General features: G+C 60.8%; 28 protein-coding genes. 17 read left to right on the top strand and 11 right to left on the bottom strand.

Translation table 11 applies throughout. From position 1 onward, the window contains the following. Positions 1-19 precede the first annotated feature (19 nt). On the bottom strand, positions 20-610 hold the full coding sequence (locus tag VCK47_RS11420; RefSeq protein WP_322891221.1) for an NAD(P)H-dependent oxidoreductase: 591 nt from the start codon (positions 608-610) through the stop codon (positions 20-22). 136 nt (positions 611-746) lie between these two features. Here VCK47_RS11420 and VCK47_RS11415 point away from each other — a divergent pair, with 136 nt between their 5' ends. After that, positions 747-1,313 carry a TetR/AcrR family transcriptional regulator gene (locus VCK47_RS11415; protein WP_322891220.1) on the top strand — a complete coding sequence of 189 codons (567 nt, stop codon included), beginning with the start codon at positions 747-749 and terminating at the stop codon, positions 1,311-1,313. On the opposite strand, the gene VCK47_RS11410 is transcribed toward VCK47_RS11415, so the two are convergent. The 7 genes from VCK47_RS11410 to mutM form a co-directional block, all read right to left on the bottom strand. After that, the gene (locus VCK47_RS11410; RefSeq protein ID WP_322891219.1) at positions 1,297-1,917 is read right to left on the bottom strand and encodes a LysE family translocator; all 621 of its coding nucleotides are present in this window, start codon (positions 1,915-1,917) and stop codon (positions 1,297-1,299) included. The genes VCK47_RS11415 and VCK47_RS11410 overlap by 17 nt on opposite strands. Beyond that, on the bottom strand, positions 1,914-3,014 hold the full coding sequence (gene recF, locus VCK47_RS11405) for a DNA replication/repair protein RecF (protein ID WP_322891218.1): 1,101 nt from the start codon (positions 3,012-3,014) through the stop codon (positions 1,914-1,916). The genes VCK47_RS11410 and recF overlap by 4 nt, the downstream gene beginning before the upstream one ends. A 40-nt stretch (positions 3,015-3,054) precedes the next feature. Then, complete coding sequence (gene dnaN / locus VCK47_RS11400) at positions 3,055-4,173, bottom strand: DNA polymerase III subunit beta (protein WP_322891217.1); 1,119 nt, start codon at positions 4,171-4,173, stop codon at positions 3,055-3,057. A 113-nt stretch (positions 4,174-4,286) separates the two neighbouring features. Further along, on the bottom strand, positions 4,287-5,630 hold the full coding sequence (gene dnaA, locus VCK47_RS11395) for a chromosomal replication initiator protein DnaA (protein WP_322891216.1): 1,344 nt from the start codon (positions 5,628-5,630) through the stop codon (positions 4,287-4,289). Between the two features lie 584 nt (positions 5,631-6,214). Then, a complete protein-coding gene (gene rpsT / locus VCK47_RS11390) occupies positions 6,215-6,478 on the bottom strand; it encodes a 30S ribosomal protein S20 (RefSeq protein WP_019955565.1) in 264 nt (87 codons plus the stop codon). 147 nt (positions 6,479-6,625) lie between these two features. After that, positions 6,626-7,402, bottom strand: coding sequence for an enoyl-CoA hydratase (locus tag VCK47_RS11385; protein ID WP_322891215.1), 777 nt, complete (start codon positions 7,400-7,402; stop codon positions 6,626-6,628). A 62-nt stretch (positions 7,403-7,464) separates the two neighbouring features. Then, positions 7,465-8,316, bottom strand: a complete 852-nt coding sequence (gene mutM, locus VCK47_RS11380) for a bifunctional DNA-formamidopyrimidine glycosylase/DNA-(apurinic or apyrimidinic site) lyase (protein WP_322891214.1) — start codon at positions 8,314-8,316, stop codon at positions 7,465-7,467. Positions 8,317-8,401: 85 nt separating this feature from the next. On the opposite strand from mutM, the gene ubiE reads away from it, so the two are divergent. Both ubiE and ubiB read left to right on the top strand, forming a co-directional pair. Then, a complete protein-coding gene (gene ubiE, locus VCK47_RS11375) occupies positions 8,402-9,154 on the top strand; it encodes a bifunctional demethylmenaquinone methyltransferase/2-methoxy-6-polyprenyl-1,4-benzoquinol methylase UbiE (protein WP_322891213.1) in 753 nt (250 codons plus the stop codon). A 1-nt stretch (position 9,155) separates the two neighbouring features. Next, positions 9,156-10,685: a 2-polyprenylphenol 6-hydroxylase gene (gene ubiB, locus VCK47_RS11370; RefSeq protein ID WP_322891212.1), complete on the top strand. Its 1,530-nt coding sequence runs from the start codon at positions 9,156-9,158 to the stop codon at positions 10,683-10,685. Between the two features lie 461 nt (positions 10,686-11,146). Here the strand turns inward: ubiB and VCK47_RS11365 are convergent, their stop codons facing one another. Together VCK47_RS11365 and VCK47_RS11360 are read right to left on the bottom strand one after the other, a co-directional pair. Continuing rightward, positions 11,147-11,806 carry a flagellar hook capping FlgD N-terminal domain-containing protein gene (locus VCK47_RS11365; protein ID WP_322891211.1) on the bottom strand — a complete coding sequence of 220 codons (660 nt, stop codon included), beginning with the start codon at positions 11,804-11,806 and terminating at the stop codon, positions 11,147-11,149. 9 nt (positions 11,807-11,815) lie between these two features. Next, positions 11,816-13,093 (bottom strand): flagellar hook-length control protein FliK, encoded by a 1,278-nt coding sequence (locus tag VCK47_RS11360; protein WP_322891210.1) that lies wholly within the window; start codon positions 13,091-13,093, stop codon positions 11,816-11,818. A 103-nt stretch (positions 13,094-13,196) separates the two neighbouring features. On the opposite strand from VCK47_RS11360, the gene VCK47_RS11355 reads away from it, so the two are divergent. The 6 genes from VCK47_RS11355 (at position 13,197) to VCK47_RS11330 (ending at position 17,250) form a co-directional block, all read left to right on the top strand. Continuing rightward, the gene (locus VCK47_RS11355; RefSeq protein WP_322891209.1) at positions 13,197-13,490 is read left to right on the top strand and encodes a rod-binding protein; all 294 of its coding nucleotides are present in this window, start codon (positions 13,197-13,199) and stop codon (positions 13,488-13,490) included. Then, a complete protein-coding gene (locus VCK47_RS11350; protein ID WP_322891208.1) occupies positions 13,483-13,824 on the top strand; it encodes a flagellar protein FlgN in 342 nt (113 codons plus the stop codon). Before VCK47_RS11355 ends, VCK47_RS11350 begins: the two co-directional genes overlap by 8 nt. 198 nt (positions 13,825-14,022) lie before the next feature. Next, positions 14,023-15,564, top strand: a complete 1,542-nt coding sequence (locus VCK47_RS11345; protein ID WP_322891207.1) for a flagellin — start codon at positions 14,023-14,025, stop codon at positions 15,562-15,564. 98 nt (positions 15,565-15,662) lie between these two features. Beyond that, on the top strand, positions 15,663-16,037 hold the full coding sequence (gene flaF, locus VCK47_RS11340) for a flagellar biosynthesis regulator FlaF (RefSeq protein ID WP_322891206.1): 375 nt from the start codon (positions 15,663-15,665) through the stop codon (positions 16,035-16,037). After that, on the top strand, positions 16,037-16,441 hold the full coding sequence (gene flbT / locus VCK47_RS11335) for a flagellar biosynthesis repressor FlbT (protein WP_322891205.1): 405 nt from the start codon (positions 16,037-16,039) through the stop codon (positions 16,439-16,441). Before flaF ends, flbT begins: the two co-directional genes overlap by 1 nt. After that, positions 16,438-17,250 (top strand): DUF1217 domain-containing protein, encoded by an 813-nt coding sequence (locus VCK47_RS11330; RefSeq protein WP_322891204.1) that lies wholly within the window; start codon positions 16,438-16,440, stop codon positions 17,248-17,250. Before flbT ends, VCK47_RS11330 begins: the two co-directional genes overlap by 4 nt. Positions 17,251-17,519: 269 nt before the next feature. Here VCK47_RS11330 and VCK47_RS11325 read toward each other — a convergent pair whose 3' ends face one another. Then, entirely contained in the window at positions 17,520-18,881 is a 1,362-nt protein-coding gene (locus VCK47_RS11325; RefSeq protein WP_322891203.1) for a FliI/YscN family ATPase, read from the bottom strand. An 85-nt stretch (positions 18,882-18,966) separates the two neighbouring features. Between VCK47_RS11325 and VCK47_RS11320 the strand changes: the two genes are divergently transcribed. From VCK47_RS11320 to flgH, 8 genes are read left to right on the top strand one after another with little or no spacing between them, the layout of a single operon-like run. Continuing rightward, a complete protein-coding gene (locus VCK47_RS11320; RefSeq protein WP_322891202.1) occupies positions 18,967-19,350 on the top strand; it encodes a FlgB family protein in 384 nt (127 codons plus the stop codon). 5 nt (positions 19,351-19,355) lie between these two features. After that, positions 19,356-19,748 (top strand): flagellar basal body rod protein FlgC, encoded by a 393-nt coding sequence (gene flgC / locus VCK47_RS11315; protein ID WP_322891201.1) that lies wholly within the window; start codon positions 19,356-19,358, stop codon positions 19,746-19,748. Positions 19,749-19,759: 11 nt separating this feature from the next. Further along, positions 19,760-20,041, top strand: a complete 282-nt coding sequence (gene fliE / locus VCK47_RS11310) for a flagellar hook-basal body complex protein FliE (protein ID WP_322891200.1) — start codon at positions 19,760-19,762, stop codon at positions 20,039-20,041. Further along, complete coding sequence (locus tag VCK47_RS11305; protein WP_322891199.1) at positions 20,038-20,307, top strand: flagellar biosynthetic protein FliQ; 270 nt, start codon at positions 20,038-20,040, stop codon at positions 20,305-20,307. The genes fliE and VCK47_RS11305 overlap by 4 nt, the downstream gene beginning before the upstream one ends. Positions 20,308-20,309: 2 nt before the next feature. Next, positions 20,310-21,026 carry a flagellar hook-basal body complex protein gene (locus tag VCK47_RS11300; RefSeq protein ID WP_322891198.1) on the top strand — a complete coding sequence of 239 codons (717 nt, stop codon included), beginning with the start codon at positions 20,310-20,312 and terminating at the stop codon, positions 21,024-21,026. 12 nt (positions 21,027-21,038) lie between these two features. Further along, on the top strand, positions 21,039-21,824 hold the full coding sequence (flgG, locus tag VCK47_RS11295) for a flagellar basal-body rod protein FlgG (RefSeq protein WP_322891197.1): 786 nt from the start codon (positions 21,039-21,041) through the stop codon (positions 21,822-21,824). Beyond that, complete coding sequence (gene flgA, locus VCK47_RS11290) at positions 21,821-22,237, top strand: flagellar basal body P-ring formation chaperone FlgA (protein WP_322891196.1); 417 nt, start codon at positions 21,821-21,823, stop codon at positions 22,235-22,237. The genes flgG and flgA overlap by 4 nt, the downstream gene beginning before the upstream one ends. Next, positions 22,234-22,974, top strand: coding sequence for a flagellar basal body L-ring protein FlgH (gene flgH / locus VCK47_RS11285; RefSeq protein ID WP_322891195.1), 741 nt, complete (start codon positions 22,234-22,236; stop codon positions 22,972-22,974). The genes flgA and flgH overlap by 4 nt, the downstream gene beginning before the upstream one ends. Positions 22,975-22,977: the final 3 nt, after the last annotated feature.

Raw genomic sequence — 22,977 nt, 5'->3', positions numbered from 1 at the left:
TGCCCCACGGCGACGGCACCTATGCCGCCTTTTGTCCGATGTTTTCGACCGTCCGCAACCAGTGGTTCACCTTTGCTGGCTTGGCGTCGCTGGCTCCAGAAAAATAGCTGTAGCGCGTCGGCTTGATCCCGACAAAGCCAAGAATCTGACCGCTGAGCTGGTGCATGAACGCGCGCTTGTAGACCAGTCTTTCAAACCACATCGGCGTGTCGGATGTCATGATCACGCGGGCGGTCTTGCCGGTCAGCATCGGCGCGGGCATCCCCAGTTTCTTGACCTTCGTGTCAAAGGTCCGGCCGGGCAGGAATGCGCGGTCGAACAGCCCCTTCAGTTTGGCAGGCAGCCCACCCCACCACATCGGCGTGGTGATGACAAAATGACCGGCCCATTCCAGATCGGACAGGAAGGTTTCGAGCACTGGCTCCAGCGGTTTGAACTGATGATAATCCCCGCGACCGAAATCCATATCAAACCCCATTTCGGGAAGATGGTGGATGCGCACATCGTGGCCGGCCCGTCGGGCTGCACTGGCATAGGTATCTGCAAATTGGCGGGACAGCGACGTGTCGCCGGGGTGCCCGTTCAGGACAAGGATGCGTTTCGTATTCACGGGAATCTCCTTAAAATGACCATAGTCAATTTCATAACCCCCTAAATTGACCGCGGTCAATACAGGAATTTGACCTTGGTCAAAAAATAGCTATCTTCAGCACATGCAGACCCGAAGCCCCCAGAAACGCCGGACCGTGACACGCAACAGCCTCATCGCTGCGGCCTGCGATATCGTGGCTGAGAACGGCTTTGGCGCGTTGCGGGTAGAAGACATCGTGGCCCGCGCGAAGGTCGCCAAGGGCACTTTCTTTGCCCATTTCGAAGACAAGGACCGTTTGATGGCCCTGCTCATCGGGCAGGAAATGGACGCCGTCTTGCAAAAGATTGACGATGCGCCCCCACCCCAGACGATTGCGGAGCTCGCGCAAGCGATCATCCCGCTGATGGATTATATCGGGCAGGACCGCATCGTATTCGACGTAGTGCTGCGGTTTTCAGGCGCAGCCGCCATCGAAACAACAGAGAAGATTTCCGTCAATTTTCTAAAGCAAGTGCATCTCTACGCCCGCTGGCTGGTCGCGATGCCACCAGACCAGATCCGCGGCGATGTCGATCCTGGCCTGCTGGCCGAGGGGATACAGGCATTCATGATTCAGGTGATCGCCCTGCGGTTTTGTGCCTTGCACAACAGCGTTTCCACGACCGACAGGCTATTGCCCTATCTGGTGGCTTGGCTTGGGCCGGTCAGGTCACAGCAATAACGATCCCGACAGCGATCAACAGCCAGCCCGCCACGAGATTGATCCGGCGCAGCGTTTCAGGCGATTTCAGCGCGCCGCGCATCCGCCCGATGAACCCCGCCAGCAGCAGATTGCCGACAAGCGGGATCACGAAACTCAGCGTGCAGATCGCGACGATGTCTGCCACCGTGACCCGCGTCAGATCGAAAAACCCCGGCAGCACGCCCATGTAGAACAGCACCGCCTTGGGGTTGCCAAGGATCACCGCGACGCCTGCAACAAACCCCGCCCAGCGCCCCGGACGTGTCAGGCGGCTGTCCGCGCGCAGCGTGTGCCCCCCCGACCGGATCAGCCCGACCCCCATGACGATGAACACGGCTACGGCGATCCATTTCATGACCAGCATGACCTCGGCAAAGGCAGAGACCAGCCATGTCACGCCTAGGATTGCGACAAGCGGCCAGAAGATATCGCCCAACGCTACTCCAACAGCCAAGGGCCAGGCGGCCGGAAACCCGCCCGATAGCGACCGCGCCAGCAGCGCGACCCAGACCGGACCGGGTGTGACGAACAGGATCAGCAAGGCACCGGCATACAGCACAAGGCCCGAGGCGGTAACGGTCATATTGCGTCTTTGCGCTCCACTGCCGACTGGCCGTGCGTTTCGGTGACTTCGGCGTATTGCGCGCGGGACCCCAGTTCGGCGAACAGTTCAGGCCCCGTGCCTGTCATGAACGCCTGTGCGCCCAGCGCGCAGATTTCGTCATAAAGTGCTGCGCGGCGGGTGGCGTCAAGATGGGCTGCGACCTCGTCCAGCAAAAGGATCGGCGGCGCGCCGAAATCCTGCGCCAGCGCGCGCGCATTGGCGAGGATCAGGCTAATCAGCAGGGCTTTCTGCTCTCCGGTGGAACAGTCGCGGGCGGGCACGTTCTTGTCGGCAAAGACGGCGTCAAGATCGGCGCGGTGCGGCCCCAGCAACGTGCGCCCCGCCGCCATGTCGCGGCTGCGATGATCGGCCAATGCGGATTGCAGATCATCAGGCAGCGGGTCCGCATAGGTCAGTGACAGCAGCGCGGTGGGAAAGGCGCTGACCGCCTCGGCCTGTGCCGCCGTCAGCGCCGCAATGGCCTGCGTGCGGTTCGCGGTGATCTGGCTTGCGGCCTCGGCCATCTGGCCTTCGATCGCGGCATACCAATGCGGGTCGCGCACCATGTCTTTGAGCAGGCGGTTGCGTTCGCGCATCGCCTTTTCATAGGTCAGGACGGAATCGGCATGGCTGGGCTCAAAACTTAGCGTCGCGCGGTCAAGAAAGCGCCGCCGCCCGTCCGCCCCTTCGATCCACAGCCGGTCCATCGCGGGCACCAGCCACAGCACCCGCGCGATCCGGCCCAAGGCGACCTGTGGCGCTGTCTTGCCGTCGATGCGCAACTGGCGCGGCTGGCCTGTTTCGGCCCAGGTTTCGATTTCATGGACCTGATACAGCGATTGCAGGAGGCCGGTGATCTTCCAGCCCAGCGCCTCTGGCCGGCGCGCCAGATCGTCGGCCCCCGCACGGCGCAACCCGCGCCCCGGCGACAACAGCGACACAGCCTCAAGGATGTTGGTCTTGCCTGCGCCGTTCGGCCCGTAGATCGCCAGCGGGCGCGGATCGAGGTCCAGCACCGCCCGTTTATGCGACCGGAAATGCGACAGGGTGAGTTGCGAAAGGGCAAGCCCGGTCATAGGCACCGCCGGGTCATGCCGCCAGCCGTGTTTTGCCCCGTCACACGCGCATCGGCATGACGACATAGATCGCCGACATGTCGTTGCCTTCGCGCATCAGCGTCGGATCGCCCGAGGAATTGAACATGAAAACGGCGTTCTCGCGGTCAACCTGGCTTGCGATTTCGAGCAGGTATTTCGCGTTGAACCCGATTTCCAGCCGTTCGTCGGAATAGGCGACGGCCAGTTCTTCCTCGGCGGCACCAGAATCCGGCGAATTGACCGACAGGATCAGCCGGTCCTCGTCCAGCGACAGCTTCACGGCGCGCGACCGTTCCGACGACACGGTCGCTACACGGTCCACGGCGCGGGCGAATTCGCTGGCATCGACTTCGAGCCTGCGGGTGTTGCCCTGCGGTATAACGCGGGTGTAATCGGGGAAGGTGCCGTCGATCACCTTGGACGTCAGGGTGATATCGGGCGTGGCAAAGCGGATCTTGGTTTCGGAGACCGACACGGCAATCTTCATGTCGTCATCGTCCAGCAGCTTGCGCAATTCGCCCACGGTCTTGCGCGGCACGATCACGCCGGCCATGCTTTCGGCACCCATCGGCAGTTCCGCATCGATCCGTGCCAGACGGTGACCGTCTGTCGCCACACAGCGCAGCACCTTGCCGTTTTCGCCATCGGCAACGTGCATGTAGACGCCGTTGAGGTAATACCGCGTTTCTTCCGTCGAGATCGCGAATTTGGATTTGTCGAACAGACGCCGCAGCACGGGTGCCTTGGCCGAAAAATTCGCCGCGTAATCGGACGAGGCCATCACAGGGAAATCTTCCTTGGGCAGCGTCGCGAGCGAAAAGTTGGACCGCCCCGCCTCGATCGTCAGGCGGCCTGTGGCGCTTTCCTCGGTCAGGGTGACCAGCGCACCATCGGGCAGTTTGCGCACGATCTCGTTCAGGGTCACGGCCGACACGGTTGTTGCACCCGCGCGTTCAACCTTGGCGGGAGCCTTGTCAACGATTTCGATATCAAGGTCGGTGGCGCGGAAATGCACCTCATCGCCCAGCGCCTCAATCAGGACGTTGGCAAGGATCGGGATCGTGTTGCGCCGTTCCACGACGGATTGGGCCTGCGCGACCGCCTTGAGCAATACCGCGCGTTCGATGCTGAATTTCATGTCCCAATCTCCGCCTATCTTGTTGCCGGACGTGGCCGGGACGCGAAATCTACTGCATTCCGGCGCGGCCTCAAGTGTTTTGTTTCTGATGCAAGGCCCAGCGTCAAGCGCGGCTATGCTTCCAGTGCGCGGCGCAGCAGCTCCAGATCATCCGCGATCTGGCTGTCCAGCTGTTTGAGTTCCTCGATCTTGCGCACGCCGTGCATGACCGTCGTGTGGTCGCGCCCACCGAACCGCCGCCCGATTTCCGGCAGGGACCGGTTGGTCATCTGCTTGGCCAGATACATCGCCATCTGGCGCGGGCGGGCATAGTTGCGCACGCGCTTTGGGCCGATCATGTCGGACAGGCGGATGTTGTAATGTTCGGACACCTTGCGCTGGATTTCCTCGACCGTGACCTTGCGATCCGACGCCTTGAGAATGTCGGACAGGCAATCCTGTGTCAGTTCCAGATTGATTTCGCGCCCGACAAGCGAGGCGAAAGCAAAAAGACGGGTCAACGCGCCCTCAAGAACACGGACGTTTGTCGAGATGCGATGCGCCAGAAATTCGAGCACACCCGGGGCAACCGCCAGACCGGGGTATTGCGCCGAAAATGCATCGACCTTGGACTGCAGGATACCAAGGCGCAGTTCGTAATCGGTCGGGTGCAGGTCGACGACCAGCCCGCATTGCAGGCGCGACCGGATACGGTCCTCAAGGTCCTTGATCTCGCCCGGGGCGCGGTCGGCGGAAATGATAATCTGTTTTTGGCCGTCCACCAGCGCGTTGAAGGTGTGGAAGAATTCTTCCTGCGTGCTGTCTTTGCCCGCGATAAACTGCACGTCATCGACCATCAGCACATCGACGGACCGGAACAACTGCTTGAAATCCATCATCTTGCGTTCGCGCAGCGCGGTGATGAACCGGTACATGAATTGTTCGGCGGACAGATACAGCACGTTCAGTTCCGGCGACCGGCGCTGCAATTCATGCGCGATCGCGTGCATCAGGTGCGTCTTGCCCAGACCGACCCCGCCATAAAGAAACAGCGGGTTAAAGGTCACAGGCCCGCCATCGGCGACACGGCGCGCAGCGGCATGAGCCAGTTCGTTGGGCTTGCCCACGACAAAAGTGTCAAACGTAAACCGCGCATCCAGCGGAGAGCCGGAGATTTCGTCAACGCCGACAGTCCGCGTCGCAGGCTTGGGCGCGGGTTTCGGCGCGGCCTGCGCCATGGCAGGCACCTTGAACTGCAGGCGTTGCACGTCTTCGCCCTGCTGGCCCAGATGATAGATGATCTGGTCGCCGAAATTCTGGGACACATAGTTGCCGATGAAATTGGTGGGGACATGAAAAACGGCGACACCATCCGCCAGTCGGGAAAACTCGAGAGGTTCGATCCAGTTGGAAAAATTGTTGACCCCAAGGGCCCCTTTCAGTGAAAGCAGCACCTTTGCCCAGATATCGTTCGTCATTCTCTTCTTTACCCTAAACCCCGCACAACCCCACCGCAGAGCCGCACACCTTCACGCGGTCACACATCGCACCCGACAACAGCGATCACACAGCCCGGAGTGTCCCTCTCCGGCCGGAAGACGCTTTGCCAAACTACGGTCCATTCACGGCAACGACAGGAGGTCGCGGCCAAAACGGCAGACGAACGGTGACATGACAGCCACAGACACCAAGGAGCAGACCTTGGCGTCCAAGCAGACACAAATGTCGGGCGCCCCTGCTTGCGCAGTTTTCCCTGTCACATTTGCATGGAGCCCGATCCCGTGATGCCCGACAAGTCCCCCGCAAAGGCAGGTTTCAACATGTCAAACCGGACCGATCCCCCCATGTCCCCCCGGAACGATGTGAATCGCAGCATCAAGCTAGCAAGGGGTTTGGGGCTGCTTCAACACAACAACGCGCTTGACTCTGACTTTGCCCGAAAAGAATCTTCGGGGCCTTTGTTTTGCGCCGAAATCTCGGCAGGGCTGCAACACTTGCACAAAAAAAGACGCGCCCCAAAAGGACGCGTCTTTGTCGAATCCGGCCGGTTGTCGCCGGTGGCTCAGCCGATCGCTTTCACGCGGGCGGACAGGCGCGACATTTTCCGGGCGGCGGTGTTCTTATGCACAACGCCTTTGGTCACGCCGCGCATCAGCTCGGGCTGGGCGGCGCGCAGGGCTGCGATCGCTGCGGCTTGATCGCCAGAGGTGATCGCCTCTTCGACTTTGCGCAGGAACGTGCGGATACGCGAACGGCGCATCTTGTTAACCTGGAAACGGGCGTCGTTCTGACGGGCCCGCTTTTTGGACTGTGGTGAGTTTGCCATGGGTCTTTCCCTTCGTCGGGTCAAATTGATCTGTTAAGCGCAAAAAGCCCCGACCGGGTTCAGTACCGGTGATTCTGGCCTAGGCGGGCCTCTCGCGCATGTGGGGTCCGCCTTAGTGCAGTTTTTCCCCGAAGGAAACCCGAAATCTTAGCGGTCGCGGAACTGCGCCTCGCGCTTTTCCAGAAAGGCGGTCATGCCTTCGGTCTGGTCGTCGGTGGCGAACATGGACTGGAACAGACGTCGTTCGTACTGCAGCCCTTCGGCCAGCGTGGTTTCATAGGCGCGGTTGACGGCATCCTTGGCGGCCATCGCCGCAATCTGTGATTTTGCGGCGATCTTGCCCGCGGATTTACGCGCCTCGGCCAGAAGATCCTTGGCAGGGACAACGCGGCTGACCAGCCCGCTGCGTTCGGCCTCGGCAGCATCCATGAAACGGCCTGTCAGATGCATGTCCATCGACTTGGCCTTGCCCACGAAACGGGTCAGGCGCTGCGTGCCGCCAAGGCCCGCGATCACGCCAAGGTTGATCTCGGGCTGGCCGAATTTGGCGGTATCGGCGGCGATGATGAAATCGCACATCATCGCCAATTCGCATCCCCCGCCCAGCGCATAGCCCGCAACAGCAGCGATGATCGGCTTGCGTGTGCGGTTGAACCGGTCGGTCTCATTCTCGAAGAACCGCGTAGTGTAGAGATCGACAAAGGTCTTGTCCGCCATTTCAGCGATATCCGCACCGGCGGCAAAGGCTTTGTCCGATCCGGTGATGATGATGCAGCGCACCTTGTCGCTGGCGTCGGCCTCTTCCAGCGCTGTACAAAGCTCGCGCAGCAGATCGCCGTTCAGCGCATTCAGCGCATCGGGCCGGTTCAGCGTGATGGTCGCCACGTCGTCGCGGGTGTCGACGATGATGTTCTCGAATGCCATGCTGCCGTCCTTTTGCTGATGGTCAGACCCTAGTGCTTAACAAAGGCAGCGCATGGTTCAAGTTATCTTTGGCATTGCGCGCAAAAGAAAGATGACCTGCCTGACTGCACGATTCGGCTGATCGGCTGGCCGCAATCGGGGGTGACGCAGGGGGCGCCTTCGCGGTCATAGACTTGAAATCCATGCTGGAAATAGCCCAGTTCGCCATCGCTTTGCCGGTAGTCCCGCAGGCTCGATCCGCCCGCCGCGATCGCCTCGTTCAACACATCGCGGATCAGCGGCACAAGCGTTGCGACCCGCCGCGCAGCAATCTGGCCCGCCTTGCGCCGCGGGTTGATTCCCGCGCGGAACAGCACCTCGCAGACGTAGATATTGCCCAGCCCCGCCACGATCCGCTGGTCGAGCAAGGCCGATTTGATCGGCGTATTGCGCCCTTTCAGCCGTGCGATCAGGTAGGATTCGTCGAACGCATTGCCCAAAGGCTCCGGCCCCAGATCGCGGATCAGCCAGTGATCGTCCTGCGCCGCCGTCGGCATCAGGTCCATCGCACCAAAGCGGCGGGCATCGTTGAAGGTGATGCGCGCGCCGCCGTCCATGTGCAACACAACGTGGTCGTGTTTCGCGGGTGCGGGATGGGGGTGATAGAACGCGCCCTGCGCCGCCCCCGACACCAGCATCCGCCCAGACATGCCCAGATGGATCAGCAACGTCTCGCCGCTGTCGAGATCGACAAGAATGTATTTTGACCGCCGCCGCAGACCCAGCACGCGCCGCCCCGTCAGCCTGCCTGCCATGTTCTCGGGGAAAGGCCAGCGCAGATCGGGCCGGTTCACCTCGGCCAGCGCAATCATCTGCCCTGTCATGACGGGGGCTATTCCGGCCTTGACGGTTTCGACCTCGGGCAATTCGGGCATGGCGCACTTTCTATCGGCGGGTCGGCGTTGTAAGCCTCTCTCTGCGCCCTATAGTTGGGACGAGCGCAAAGGACCACAAGCCCCGATGACCGACGATACAGACAAGACGACCCATTTCGGTTTCGACACCGTCCGCGAAGATGAAAAGGCAGGCCGTGTGCAGGGCGTGTTTTCCTCTGTCGCCAGCAAATACGACATCATGAACGACGTGATGTCCGGCGGGATTCACCGGATCTGGAAAGACGCGATGATGGACTGGCTGGCCCCGCGGCCCGGCCAGCGGTTGCTGGATGTCGCAGGCGGGACCGGCGATGTGTCGTTCCGGTTCCTCAAACGCGCAGGGCGCGGGCATGCGACCGTGCTTGATCTGACCGAATCCATGCTGGTCGAAGGCCGCAAACGCGCCGAGGCTGCACGCCTTTCCGACAGCCTTGACTGGGTGGTGGGCGATGCGATGGCGCTGCCGTTCGAGGCGAACACATTCGACGTCTACACAATTTCCTTCGGCATCCGGAACGTGACCCGCCCGCAGGACGCATTGGCCGAGGCGTTTCGCGTGCTCAAACCCGGCGGGCGGCTGATGGTGCTGGAATTCAGCCAGATCCCCAACCCGATGTTGCAGGCCGCCTATGACGCCTATTCCTTCAACGTGATCCCGCGCATGGGCCAGATCATCGCGGGCGACCGTGACAGTTACCAATATCTGGTCGAATCGATCCGGCAATTCCCCGATCAGGACACGTTCCTTGGCATGGTCCGCGACGCGGGCTTCGGCAATGCGAAGTATCGCAACCTGACGATGGGTGTGGCCGCCCTGCATTCGGGGTGGAAACTCTAGGGTGCGTGGACCTCACAACATCATCCGGCTGATCCGCACCGGGGCGACGCTGGAACGCACAGGCGCGATGAAGGTGATTTTGGACGCCTTCGACGTGGGCCCTGTGCCACGTATCGCGCTGCGAACGCTGGTCTGGCCGTTTCAATGGCTGGGCTACAAGGGCGACCCTTTGATGCCGCCCGCGCCCCGCGCGCTGACGGCCCTTGGCCCCGCCTACATCAAATTCGGGCAAATCCTGTCGACCCGTCCCGATGTCGTCGGCGACGACATGGCCGTGCAGCTGCGCGTGTTGCAGGACAAGATGCCGCCCTTTTCGATGGCCGAGGCCAAGGCCGAAATCCAGCGAGAGCTGGGAATGCCCGTGGAAAAGCTGTTTTCCACCTTTTCCGCCCCTGTCGCCGCCGCATCGCTGGCGCAGGTCCACAAAGCGCATCTTGCCGACACGGGCGAGGCTGTCGCCGTCAAGATCCTGCGCCCCGGAATCGAACGCGCGTTTCGCCGCGACATCGACGCCTTCTATTTCGTCGCCCGCACGATCGAGGTTCTGTCGCCATCGTCGCGCCGGTTGCGCCCGATGGATGTGATCGCGCATTTCGAAGGCGTGGTCATGGGCGAACTTGACCTGCGGCTCGAAAGCTCTGCCGCAGCGGAATTCGCCGCCAACACAAAGGATGATGCCGGTTTTACCGTGCCGCAGGTGCGCTGGCACCTGTCGGGGCGGCGGGTGATGACGCTTGATTGGGCCGAAGGCACCAACATCGGCGACAATCCGGCGCTGGATGCCGCAGGCCACGACCGGCGCGTGCTGGCGAACCGTGTGCTGGGACTGTTCCTGAACCATGCTTTGCGCGACGGCTATTTCCACGGCGACATGCATCAGGGCAACCTGAAGGTCAGCGCGAATGGCGATATCATCGCCTATGATTTCGGAATCATGGGCCGGATCGACGAATACACCCGCCGCGTCTATGCCGAGATCCTGTTCGGGTTCATCCGCAAGGATTACCAGCGTGTGGCCGAAGTCCATTTCGAGGCGGGCTATGTCCCTGCAAACCGCGATGTCGATGAATTCGCCCGCGCCTTGCGCGCGGTGGGTGAACCGATTTTTGGCATGGATGCCAGCCGCATTTCGATGGCGCGGCTCTTGTCCTATCTGTTCGAGGTGACCGAAAGGTTCGGCATGGAAACCCGCACAGAGCTGATCCACCTGCAACGCACGATGGTCGTGGTCGAAGGTGTGGCGCGGTCTTTGGACCTGCGCATGAACATCTGGGAAGTCGCGAAGCCTGTGGTCGAGGATTACATCAAACAAAGCATCGGGCCCAAGGCGCTGCTGCGCGACCTTGGCCGCACGGCGATGATCCTGTCGCGCTTTGGTCCCCAACTGCCGCGCCTTGCCGAACAGGCACTGATCCGCCTGAACAACCCCCCGCCAGAACCGAAGCCGCAACGCCGTATCGCACGCCTGTCGTGGATGGCGCTGGGAGGAGTGTTGGTTGGCGGCGCGATGTGGCTTGGCCAGATCATGTGACGCGGGCGTTCGCTCGACCTGCATCTTGCCCAGCCGCGATGTGGTCTTGCTTGATCCCGATGCCACAACCTTTTGCCCACGAAGAGAAATAGCAAGGCAGTGGTCCGAGGTTTCGCAAAACGGTGCCGCCAGTTCGGGTAACCCCAGGATCGCACCAGTTTTGCTGCCAGCCCGAGTTTCGGGTAAACGGCATGGCGGTCACGGGGATCTTTCTGAAAGGCAGTCCTTTCGTGCGCGCGGCACCGGACCACATCGCCATCCTGGTCACGAGAATTGCGTGACGCGACACATTCCTTCTGAGCGGTGGCACGGTTAGTTGGCCGCGCGCCACCTCGAGCACGCAAGACCGCATACCGTCAAGCAAAGGCAACCGCTTTGGCAGGGGTTTGACTGCGCCATTGCCTCAGTCTGGGCGCAACAGGCGATGGCCCGTTCGGCGCATAGTGCTGCCGTCCAAAGCCTTATGGCGAGGCTCGCAGCGCTTTGACGTCGCGTGCCGGAATGGTGATGCCGCCGATGACGATCAGGCTAGCCTGACCGGCATCGGACCGCACCTCGGTCACCTTGTTGTATGTTTCGACAGGTGCCTCACCCAAAAGCTGGCCATCGTTCAGGCTTGCGAAGGCGAAACTATAGACACCATTCGGCAACCTTACTCCGTTACTGCCAATGCCGTTCCATTGCACCGGATCAGTCGTCGCGGGGGACGCGAAACGCTGGACAACTGCACCGCCGGCATCGCGCACGATGATTTCACCGGCGTTGGCAATCGCCATGGGATTGGGGTGCAGTGTAACAGGCGCACCATCAAAGTAGGCGGGTGCGGGCGCGCGCACCTCCTTACCGACCCAGCTTGCCAGATCGGCCATGCCCGCAACCCCCATCTGCGCCGAAAGCGCCCGCAGCAGGTCATTTGTCAGCACGGCCTGCTCGACACCAGAGAAAGTCGCAAGCTGTGTTGCAAAATCGGACGATTCCACCGGGTTGAGAGGGTCCTGATTTTTCATCTGGGCCGTCAGCATCCGCAGAAAGGTTTCGAAATCGGAACTGATCCTGGGTTGCGCAATCGGCGTTGGAGGCAGATCAAATGCAACAGGACGGTTGGCTTGTGCGATATCCATCATCTCTCCTTACAGGCGCAGGTCAAGGCCGCCATGCGCTGACCGCGCGACGACATGGTCTGTTGTGTGATTTTCGGCAGTTTCATCAATATGGTCGGCCAAAGGACCTGCCTTGTGACCATCCTGGTCCTGCGCCCGCCCTTCACCGAAATCGAAAGAAATGTCGCTATAGCCAAGGTTGCGGAATTCCTGTGCCAGCGTGTCGATATGGCGGCGCAAAAGCTCGGTCGTCTCGGGGCGTTCGGCATTGATCTGCAGCATCAGGATGCCGTCCGTCATCGACATGCTCATCCGGACGCGCCCCAGTTCTTCGGGATTGAGCGCGATTTCGGTGGGCTGACCGGCCGCTTGGGTCACGGTGACGGCCAACTGCTGGGCTGCATGGCGGGCGAGGCCCGGCGCGGATTGGATATCTGCTGGCCGTGACGTTCCGCTGACAGATGCCGTATCCGACGACAGGGCGACTGGCGTATCAGGCAGGCCACCACCGGCCATGGCGCCAGATTTGGGGTCCTGCAATTTGATCGCGGGGACAACAAGCTCGGGCCGCTTGGCCACCGCAGCACTGGTCGAAGGTTGCAGTGGATGTTCCATGGCGACAGAAGGTGGTGTCGGCGCGGGGATTGCGACCGCCGATAGCGGCGCAGGGGGCAATACCGGCGCGGCAACCGCGACCTGACTGACGGGTGGCATCACGACCGCAGCTTTGTCAGATCGCGCAAACGGGGGGACATCCTTGGCCAGCCCTATGTCGCGCAAAATGGTGCCGCCAGTGAGGTCAGGTACAGTTGCACGTTCGGTCACCAAGCCGGGCAGCCCATCCCGCTGGCCAGGCAGCACAGGCGCAGGCATCAGCGGCTTGGCAAGATCCGCAACGGGCCAACCGGCAGGTACCGCTGGCCTCCCAATCTGCATCTGGACCAGAACATGCGGCGCCAACTTTAGCGGCGGACGATGATCATCCGCTGGCTGAACGGCTTGCGCAGCCTTCGGCTCGGGGTCAATAACGACCCTCACTGGTTCTGCCAGGGTGGTCAGCCCCGACACGGCTACCTTTTCATCCCCGTTCGTTTCGACAGCAGCCGGCGCCGGCATTTCAGGGATCACCGCATCAGCCATGTCAGGAAGAACAATCGCCACCTCGGGCCAGTTGGCCTGTTCCAGTGCAGCCAATGCGGCAGACGCGTCATAGGCGACCCCAAAATCGGCTTGGCCGGTCAGTACAACAGCGCCTGCCGATGGCGAAGGCGGGGCGCCCGAGGCGGCAGTTAAAGGCGGCAATAGCATGCAATGTCCTGTCCAGTGCGGTACGCTGGCTTTGTGACAGAAGAAACTTACTGAATGTTTACGGCTCTGGGGCAGGATGAAAAAAATCCTGACGGAGACTGACATGACAATCGTACCTGTATTGCCACCGCCTCGTTGGCCGGTTGCCTTGCCCGAACAGCTGAACAGCGATACACGTCTGCGCGAGGCCGCACAGAAACTGGAAGCGACTTTTCTGGCGGAAATGCTGAAATCTGCCGGTCTGGGAACAAGCCGTTCCGCGTTCGGCGGTGGTATCGGCGAAGATCAGTTTTCATCCTTCCTGCGCGATGCCCAAGCGATGGAAATGGCCAGATCAGGCGGCATCGGCCTTGCCGAATCGCTGTTCAACGCGATGAAACTGACCGTCGATGGGTGAATCCTTGGTCACAGATGTTCTGGCATTGCTCGAGACTGAGGCAGACGCCATTCTCGCAGGGAAATACACCGTGATCGACGATCTGGCCGCGCGCAAGGCTGACCTGTTCAGCGCATTGCAACGTGTGCCGCCTCCGGCCGACGATCTTCGCAAAATATCCGAACTGCTTGTACGAAATCAGGCGATGCTTGCGGCGGCGATCAGGGGCATTAGCGCAGCACGCGTGCGACTGGAGGCGTTGCGTGCGGTGCGTGACGGATTGCAGGTCTATGACCAATCGGGGCGTTTTGCGGCAATGCCAGTCACCCGCCCCGATCTCGTCAAGAAAGCCTGATTTGTGTCAAATTCGCTGAATTGGCCCCTGGCGTATTAATCCGTTGTTCAGGGTACGGCGATTAAGTCGAAGCACTGCCAAAACGGCAGGGGCGGGCCACCACGGTGACCGCATCAACGTCAGAATGGCGCGTCAACCTGCACCTTGCAGATTTCTGAACCAATCAGGCGCGAAGCGCCCCCTGAAGGACCGACATTCATGTCCAGTATTCTGACCAACAACGGCGCCATGGTCGCGCTGCAAACTCTCAAATCCATCAACAACGACCTTTCCAAAACCCAGTCGATGATCTCGACAGGTAAAGAGGTGGGATCGGCGAAAGACAATTCCGCCGTCTGGGCAATTTCCAAAGTGATGGAATCCGACGTGCGTGGTTTCAAGGCCATTTCCGAAAGCCTCTCGCTGGGCCAGTCGTCGGTGGCCGTTGCGCGAAACGGTGCCGAAACCGTCACCGACCTGCTCACTTCCATGAAAGAGAAAATCGTCGCGGCCCAAGGAAAGAACGTCGACCGGACCAAGTTGCAGGCCGATATTTCGGCCCTGTCCGACCAGATCAAATCCGTGGTCGGTGCTGCGCAGTTCAACGGGCTGAACCTGTTGAAGGGCAGCGAGGATGTCAATGTGCTGTCATCGCTTGATCGCGCCAGCGACGGGACTGTGACGGCAAACAATATCACCGTGGCGCGGCAGGACCTGAGCTTTGATGCCGGCGTCTATGGCACCGGTGCCGACCTCAGCGCCAATGTGACGACCGTCATCGGAGGGAACCGCGCACCGACTGATACCACAGGGACTGCTTTCTCCAACGGTGCGAACCAGTTGGCAGCAACAGTCGCTGGCACGATCGTCGCGGGCGAGACATATACATTCCAGATCGCAGGCAGGACAGCTACTTTTGTAGCGACCAGCAACGTGGCCGCAGATCTTGCCGGTGGTCTCACAGCCGCGATCAACGCTGCCGGGATCGAAGGTATCAGCGCTGAGGTCACGGCCGATGTGATCACGATCAATTCGACATCGAGATTCGACGCAGTGACAGTCAACACAAGCGGCAGCGGCGGGGCGACATTTGCCTTGCAGGCAAACGGTGTCACAGCAGCAGCCGCGACGACGAACACGCAGACCATCGCGGCTCGGGCGTCCGAATTGACGTTCTCTACGACTGCTGGCGTATCCGAAGGCGACGGTTACCGGGCGACTGTCGGCGGGATGAACTTCGACTACATCGCCGGAAAAGGCGAGACATTCGAAGACGTGGCGCGCGGCCTCAAGACGATCATCGACGGCGCCGGTCTTGCAAACATCAGCACAAATGTGCGCCGAGACGCGACAACCGGTGCATGGTCGCTCCAGATCGACAATGATGGTGCCGCACTGACGCTGACCGACGCAGGTGCTGCAGGCGGTCAGGCGACAGGTGGTCTCGTCGGACTGGATAAGCTGGATGTCACGAACGAAAATCAGGTCACCGCGGCACTCGCCAATATCGAGACGATGATCAACACATCGATCGACGCCGCAGCTGCCTTCGGTTCAAGCCAGGGTCGTATCGAAACCCAGTCGAACTTCATCTCTCAGCTGACAGATTCGCTCCGCTCCGGGATCGGCGCTCTCGTCGACGCCAACATGGAAGAGGCGTCAGCACGGTTGCAGGCGCTGCAAGTCCAGCAGCAGCTTGGCGTACAATCCTTGTCGATCGCGAACCAAGCACCGCAAACGATCCTGTCACTCTTCCGGTAAGGTCGAGCGAAAGGCGGTGCTGCGAAAGCGGCACCGCCACCCCCGCCACTGCTTAACCACAGCAGATTGTTCGACAAAGTCCTGAAAGGACCCTCCCCGTGAATGTTATTGAACAAGCCCGGCAAGCCTATGCCCCGACCCAGATGGCGATTCGCACTGACCGCGCAATCGAATCACAATTGCTCAGCCAAGTGACTGCCCGGCTGCGCCACAGCCTGACCGGAAATGTCGTCAACTTTCCCGCACTTGCCTCTGCCATACACGACAACCGGCGGATCTGGACGACGCTGGCAGCAAGTGTCGCTGATCAAGAAAACAACCTACCCGACGATCTACGGGCAAAACTATTCTACCTTGCGGAATTCACGGATCATCACAGCGCAAAAGTGTTGGCCGGGGCTGCAGATGCACAAGCGCTGGTCGATATCAATACGGCCGTGATGCGCGGTCTGAACGGTCAGGTTGCCCCTTGATGTCGGGCCTTGTTTTGAAACTCAGTCCGCGCGAACGGGTTCTGGTCAACGGCGCGGTGATCGAAAACGGTGATCGGCGGGCGCGTTTGTCGATTTTGACGCCAAATGCGAACATCTTGCGCCTGCGCGATGCGATCCGTCCCGACGAGGTCAATACACCTGTGCGGCGGGTTTGTTATATCGCACAACTCGCGCTGTCCGGTGACGCCGCTCCTGCCGATGCGCGACGGCAACTACTTCTAGGGATCGAACAACTGAGTCAGGCCCTGCGCGACGATGACAGTCGCGCGAATCTGAACGCTGCGACCGTCGCGGTGATGGAAAACGACTTCTATCGCACCCTCAAGTCGCTGCGCACCTTGCTCCCGCGTGAAGCACGCCTTTTTGCGGCCTCGACACAATGACCTTTCAACCGATTGTTCCATTAGCTGGATATGTCGGTTGGCGGTTTCTCGAACGCACGCTGGAGCCGCAACAGGCAGCATTCGCAAAAAGCCAACCTGTCCAGCGCGCCACCGACTATTTCCGTGAAAACATTGGCAAAGTCACGACAGCAAGCGACCTTGTGAACGACCGGAGGCTTTTGTCCGTCGCTCTTGGCGCCTTTGGCCTGGATGACGACATCAACAACAGATTCTTCATCCGCAAAATCCTGGAGGAAGGCACGATCAACGACGATGCCCTTGCCAACCGTCTGGCAGACAACCGCTATGCCGAATTCAGCCGCGCCTTCGGCTTCGGGGATCGCCCGATTCCCCGGACCATTTTGACCGGGTTCGCATCGGACCTGATAGCACGCTATGAAAAACGCCAATTCGAAAAAGCGGTCGGCGTTCAAAACAACGATCTGCGTCTGGCTTTAAACTTGCAATCTGGCATAGCGGATGTCCTTACCGGCAATTCGCGCGATGGAGCGCAATGGTTTGCGATGATGGGCAATGCGCCCCTGCGCAAAGTCTTCGAGACCGCGCTTGGCCTTCCGGCAAGCATCGCGAGCATCGACATCGACAAACAGCGCGACATTTTTAAATCGCGAGCGCAGGCCACTTTCGGGACGAACAGGTTGGCCGACTTTGCAGATCCGGCCCAGCAGGAAAAGCTGATACGCCTGTTTCTCGTGAGGTCCGAGGCTTCACAATCCGTAGCGATCTCAGGCGCTGCCGCAGCCTTAAGCTTGCTGCAGTCAATGCCACGCATGAGTCGCCTCGTGTAGGATCGCGCCCCAATACTCTTTCTGCGCCGGGTCTGCGACAGTTCGGTTAGGGGCGCAGTCGCACTTTTGCCACCAAACACACGTGCGGCATAGGGCGCGCCCCTTCCAAGCGAAACCGCTCAGGTTACATTGCGAGGCTGCGTGCAGGACTCACACTCCAGGCGTTCGGCATAAATTACTTGGGCTGAGGGACGTACGCCAGCGGTCGCAGGGTCGGCATCGGCGTGGTTTTGACGGGCAGCGCCTGACGGAAAAAATGCATCGACCCGTCAGCCGCGTTTGCCACTATCCACGAACGTTGTCTTCATTTCACCAACCCCACCTGCCATCGCCTGACGCAGTTTCGCAAAATGCGCCAGCGTTCCGCGACGGTCCTTAATGGTCAGAAATTCATCCAGCGCAGGATAGCAAGCCATCGCGGCATCAATCGATTTGTCTGACCCCTGCGCATAAAGGCCGGTCTGGATCATCAGCGCCGACCGTTCGTAGACTGCCAGATGCGACCGAGCTTGCGCGATCATGGTGTTTTCCTGCGCCGTCGCAGCCGCAGGCAAGGCGCGAGATACCGACCGAAGAACGTCAATCGCAGGAAAACGACCGCGTTCGGCGATTTCGCGGTCCAGCACCACATGCCCGTCAAGGACCCCCCGCAACATGTCGGCTACGGGTTCTTCCATGTCTGATCCGGCGACCAGCACCGAAAACACTGCGGTGATGTCGCCCATGTCGCCTGCCCCCGGCCCGGCGCGTTCGCAAAGACTGGCGATCGCGGCACCCGTCGATACCGGATAGCCACGCAGAGTGGCCGGTTCGCCTCCGGCGACGGCGACTTCGCGATGCGCCTCGCAGAAGCGGGTCACCGAATCAACGATCAGCAAGACCTGCTTGCCTGCATCACGAAAATGCTCTGCCACCGTCATGGCAGCCCATGCACAGCGGCGCCTCACTTGGGGCGCGCGGTCCGACGTGGCGGCGATGATAACCGACTTCGCCATCCCGTCAGGGCCCAGAACATCGTCGATGAAATGCCGCAGTTCGCGGCCCCGTTCGCCCACAAGGCCGATCACGATGACATCCGCCGCAGTCCCGCGCGCCAGATCGCCCAAAAGCGTCGATTTGCCGACGCCTGACCCCGCGAAAAGCCCGATACGCTGCCCTTTGACGATTGGCAAAAGCGTGTTGAAAACGGCAAGGCCCGTTTCCAGACGCACCCCAAGCCCACGGCGACCGTGTGGCGCAGGCGGTGCAGACCGCAACGGCCGCGCCAAGGGCCCCGGTAAAAGGGCGCGCTGATCCAGCGGCTGCCCATCTGGGTCAATGACGCGCCCGACCCAGCTGTCATCAGGCGCGAAACTGGTGGGCGGATCGATAATGACGCGATCACCGATTGACACACCATCGACCACACCATCGGCCAAGACATGCGCAGATTGCAGATCAAGCCTCACAATTTCGCCCGTCACGTGGGTTTGGCGCGACAGGATGCGGACGCGGTCGCCGATCTGCACATGTGACGGCAGGGTGCCGATCTGGACGCTCCCCCCGGCGACACCGCAGACGCGGCCACCCGCATGAACCGGATCAAGCCGTCGGACGGCGTCGCGGACCCGATCGAGAAGAGAGTGGGGCATAATGGCGTCCTTTGGCTGAGCTGCTCACCTGATCTTAAGGAATCGCCCTTAATCAATGATTGAAACCAGCAGAGGAGAATCCTCGATGTATCAATCACTGGAGCTGTTCCAGACCGCCGGCGATATGGCCCGCCACGCAGGGGCGCGGCAGGCCGTTGTCACGCGCAATATCGCGCATGCCGACACACCCGGATATCGCGCACAACAGATCGCGCCTTTTCAGGAAGTTTATGGCTCGGCGCCAGCATCCACCTTGCGCCAGACACGGCCCGGCCATCTGACAACAACCCCGGCACAAGTCGCCGCCCGGCCAGTCGCAACAGACAGTGAGCCATCACCGAATGGCAACACTGTGTCGCTGGAAGACGAGTTGCTGGCATCGGTCGCCGCGGCACGCGAACACAGCCGCGCCCTTGCGATCTATCGGCACGGCATGACGGTGCTACGCACAGCGCTTGGCCGGGGGTGACGTAGATGAATGATTTTTCCGACGCCATGTCCGTCGCCACCAGCGGCATGAAGGCACAGGCGAACCGTTTGCGGCATGTGTCCGAAAACATCGCCAACACCGACACACCCGGTTTTCGCCGCAAGATCATTTCGTTCGAGGAACAGGTCCGCTTGGGCCAGCAGACGGGATCGGTCACGACCGGCCCGCTGCGGCTCGACCAGACCGATCTTGCGCGGATCTACGACCCTACACATCCGCTTGCGGATGACAGCGGGTACTTTCAGGGATCCAACGTCAATCTGTTGCTGGAAATTGCAGACGCCCGCGAAGCCCAGCGCAGCTATGAAGCCAACCTCAAGATGTTCGATCAGGTCAGACAGATGTCATCGGCCCTGATGGACCTGCTTCGGAAATAAGGAGATTCAGAATGGAACTCAGCGCGCTCGTCGCCCAGAATTATGCTGCCAGCAAGTCCGCCATGGCACCGGACCCCGGCGTATCGGGTGCGGCTTTTATCAATGCCGCACAGGATTTCATGGCAACGCTGCGAACCGGGGAAACCACGGCGATGCAGTCCATGACCAGCGGTGCGGACCCGCATGCCCTTGTGCAGGCCCTCGCCCAGACCGAACTGGCGGTGCAGACCGCCGTGACGGTGCGCGACCGCGTGGTCGAAGCCTATCAGGAAATCCTGCGGATGCCGGTATGATGTCCGAGGCCATGTTCTATGACACGCTGCGACAAGGTCTTTGGGTGGCCTTCGTGATCTCGATCCCGATCCTGACGGTCGCACTGGCGGCCGGTCTGATCGTGGGCCTGTTTCAGGCGCTGACCTCGATTCAGGAAATGACGCTGACCTTCGTGCCGAAACTGGCGGCAATTATCGGGGTGTTCTGGATCACCATGGCCTTCATGTCCGAAGCGCTGGTCGGCCTGTTCAAGAACACCCTTATCCCGATCATCATCGGAGGCTAGGCATGGACAATGCAAGCTATACAACACTGACCCGGCAATCGGGGCTTTTGCAGGAAATGCAGGTGCTGGCCAACAATATCGCCAACGCCTCGACCACCGGCTATCGCGCCGAAGGCATCCTGTTTTCGGAACATATCAAGGCGCTTGGGCCTGATGCCGAATCCCTGTCGATGGCGACGGCGCGGGTACGCGACACCGTGATGACGCAAGGCAGCCTTGCACAGACCGGCGGCACCTTTGATCTGGCCATCGAAGGCGAAGGGTTTTTTCTGATCGAAACCCCGCAAGGCCAGCGGTTGACGCGGTCGGGGGTGTTTGGCCCCAACGACCAGGGCGATCTTGTTACAGCGGACGGATATCAGGTGCTGGATGCAGGTGGCGCGCCGGTTTTCGTACCGGTCGGCGTGGGTGCGATCGGAATCGGCGCCGATGGCACGATCAGCGCGGATGGCGCGCCGATCGGGCAGATCGGCCTTTATACCCCGGCGGACCCCAACCAGATGGTCCGCGAAAGCGGAACATTATTCGATTCCCGCGGCGGCATTGATGCCGCACCCGACGGCCGCATCCTGCAAGGCTATCTGGAAAGCGCGAACGTCAACCCGATCCAGCAGATCAGCCGCATGATTGAGGTCCAGCGCGCCTATGAGCTGGGCCAAAGCTTTCTGGAAAACGAACACGACCGCATCCGCAGCGTGATCGAAGCGACCCGAACCTAAAGGAGAGATGACATGCGCGCCCTAAAAATTGCCGCCGCCGGAATGACCGCGCAGCAAATGCGGGTCGAGGTGATTTCCAACAACCTCGCCAATATGAACACCACAGGCTACAACGCCCGCCGCGCCGAATTCGCCGACCTGCATTACCAGCAACTGGTCCGCCCCGGAACGATCAATGCCTCTGACGGGACCGCTGTTCCGACGGGTGTGCAATTGGGGCTTGGCGTCCGCGCCAGCGCCGTGACGATCATGCTAAGCCAAGGCGCGTTGGCTGCCACGGGCGGCGATCTGGACCTTGCGATCGAAGGCGAAGGCTATCTTGAGGTGACGCTGCCGGATGGGCGGCCCGCCTTTACCCGCGATGGCGGCCTGAAACTGACCGGCGACGGCCAGATCGTCACATCGGATGGCTATCCGGTGGTGCCCGACATCACTATCCCCCGCGACACGCGGTCCGTCGCGATCAATGCCGAGGGCGAGGTTTACGGATTCTTCAACGACCAGATCGAACCCCAGCTGCTGGGCCAATTCACGCTGGCCGGTTTCACCAACCCCAAGGGCCTGGAGGCGATCGGGTCGAATCTGTTTCTGGAAACGCCCGCATCCGGCCCGTCGGCCGTGGCCACCCCCGGCGAGGACGGCCTGGGCGTGCTGCGCCAAGGCTATCTGGAAAACAGCTCTGTCGATCCGGTGCGCGAAATCACCGACCTGATCGAGGCACAGCGTGGCTATGAGCTGAACTCCAAGGTGATCACAGCCGCAGACCAGATGCTCGGGTCGATGGTGCAACTGCGATGATCAGGTATCTGGCAATCATGGCCATGATGGCCACCCCCGCAAGCGCCGAGACATTGCTTGCCGCGCGCACCATCCCCGCCCAATCCATCATCACCGCCGAAGATCTGGTGACCTCTGCGCAGGTCATCCCCGGAAGCGTGTCTAACCCGGACAGCATCATCGGTATGGAAACGCGTGTCGCGCTCTATGCAGGGCGGCCCATTCGGCAAGGCGACGTCGGCTTTCCGGCGGTTGTGGACCGCAACCAGATCATCATGCTGATCTATGAACGTAACGGATTGGCGATCTCGACCGAAGGCCGCGCATTGGGCCGGGGCGGACCGGGCGACCTGATCCGTGTGATGAACCTGTCGTCGCGCGCGACTGTCACGGCGCGGATCGGTCTGGACGGCATCGGATATGTATCACCATGATCAAACCACGGCACACACCCGCTGTTATTGCGCTGGTTTTCGGCCTTGCCGCATGCAGCACGACGCCAATCGGGGATCGACCACCCTTTTCGCCACAGCAATTCAACGCCGAACGCGACGCGATGATCAATCCGGGCATGCCCGCGATCGTCCCGACAACCCAGCTTGGCCCTTCACCACAAGCGTCTTTGTGGACAGGCGAACGTGGGTCGCTGCTGGGGGACAACCGGGCAAGGCAGCGCGGTGACATCATGACAGTCGTAATCGAGATCGACGACAGTGCGTCCATCTCGAACTCATCCAACAGGTCGCGGTCAGCGTCACAGCGGGCTGGCGTGCCGCAGTTGCTGGGTATCCCGCAACGGCTTGGGCCGCGTTTGCCCGAAGGTGCCTCGTTCGGGTCACTTGTCGATCTCAATTCCCAAAGCAACGCAACCGGCAACGGCACCGTACGACGCGCTGAAGAACTGACATTGCGCATTGCCGTGACAGTAACAGATGTCCTGCCAAACGGCGTACTGGCGATTTTGGGTCAGCAAGAGGTCCGCGTGAACTACGAGTTGCGCGAATTGATCGTCACGGGTTTTGTGCGACCAGCCGATATCAGCCGCCAGAACGAAATTACCTATGACAAGATCGCATCGGCGCGAATCTCTTATGGCGGCCGTGGCCAGATCACCGACATGCAGCAACCCAGATACGGACAGCAGGCGCTTGAACGGTGGCTGCCGTTTTAAGGA

This window comes from Yoonia sp. 72 (genome assembly GCF_034652275.1).
Classification (GTDB): Bacteria; Pseudomonadota; Alphaproteobacteria; order Rhodobacterales; family Rhodobacteraceae; genus Yoonia.
Note: the sequence above shows the minus strand (reverse complement) of the source record. Positions and strands in the feature narration are given on the sequence as shown.